This is a genomic window from Aquabacterium sp. (assembly GCF_030652515.1).
Classification (GTDB): domain Bacteria; phylum Pseudomonadota; class Gammaproteobacteria; order Burkholderiales; family Burkholderiaceae_C; genus Aquabacterium.
On record NZ_JAUSAR010000193.1, the window covers coordinates 1 to 1,202 of the forward strand.

Annotated in this window: 1 protein-coding gene; it reads left to right on the top strand. The window is 67.4% G+C overall.

All coding sequences use genetic code 11. The features are described 5' to 3' along the window. Nucleotides 1-1,202 (top strand): cadherin-like domain-containing protein (locus Q7V20_RS22090; protein ID WP_304795979.1); only part of this gene is annotated, 1,202 nt, incomplete at both ends.

Below are 1,202 nucleotides of genomic sequence, written 5' to 3' on the forward strand. Positions count from 1 at the left end.
CGGCACGGCCAACGGTGGGGCCAACCTGGACACCACGGCCCGCACGATGACGCTCAACGTCACCTCGGTGAACGACGCCCCCACAGGTGCCAGCACCACCATCACCACGCTGGAAGACACGGCCCACACCTTCACGGCAGCCGACTTTGGCTTTGCCGATGCCAACGATGCGCCCGGCAACGCCTTGCAAGCGGTCAGGATCACGAACCTGCCAGGCTCGGGCAGCTTGACCTTGAACGGCGTGGCAGTCAGTGCAGGCGACTTCATCTCGGCAGCCGACATCGCCGCCGGGCTGCTGGTGTACACGCCGGGCGCCAACGACCACGGCGCAGGCTACGCCAGCTTCACCTTCCAGGTGCAAGACGATGGCGGCACGGCCAACGGCGGCGTCAACCTGGATGGCACACCGCGCACGATGACCGTGGACGTGACCTCGGTGAACGACGCCCCGGTGGGCACCGACACCACCGTGACCACGCTGGAGGACACCACCTACACCTTCACGGCGGCCGACTTCGGCTTCACCGACCCGAGCGACGTCTCGGCCCACGCCCTGCTGGCCGTCAGGATCACGACCCTGCCAGGCTCGGGCAGTTTGACGCTGAGCGGTGTGGCGGTCACGGCAGGCCAGGTGATCTCAGCGGCCGACATCGCCTCGGGCCTGCTCAGGTACACGCCAGACGCCGATGGCCATGGTGCAGGGCACGCGAGCTTCACCTTCCAGGTGCAGGACGATGGCGGCACGGCCAATGGCGGTGTGAATCTGGACGGCACGCCCAGGACCATGACCGTGGACGTGACAGCGGTGAACGATGCCCCCGTGGGCACCAGCAACACGGTGAGCACCCTGGAAGACACGGCCTACACCTTCACGGTGGCGGACTTCGGTTTCACCGACCCCCAGGACACACCAGCCAACGCCTTGGCTGCCGTGAGGATCACGACCTTGCCAGCCGCGGGCAGCTTGACCTTGAACGGCGTGGCGGTCATCGCAGGCGACTTCATCTCGGCCGCCGACATCGCCGCTGGCCTGCTGGTGTACACACCCGGGGCGGATGCCAACGGCGCAGGCTACGCCAGCTTCAGCTTCCAGGTGCAGGACGATGGCGGCACGGCCAACGGTGGGGCCAACCTGGACACCACGGCCCGCACGATGACGCTCAACGTCACCTCGGTGAACGACGCCCCCACAGGTGCCAGCA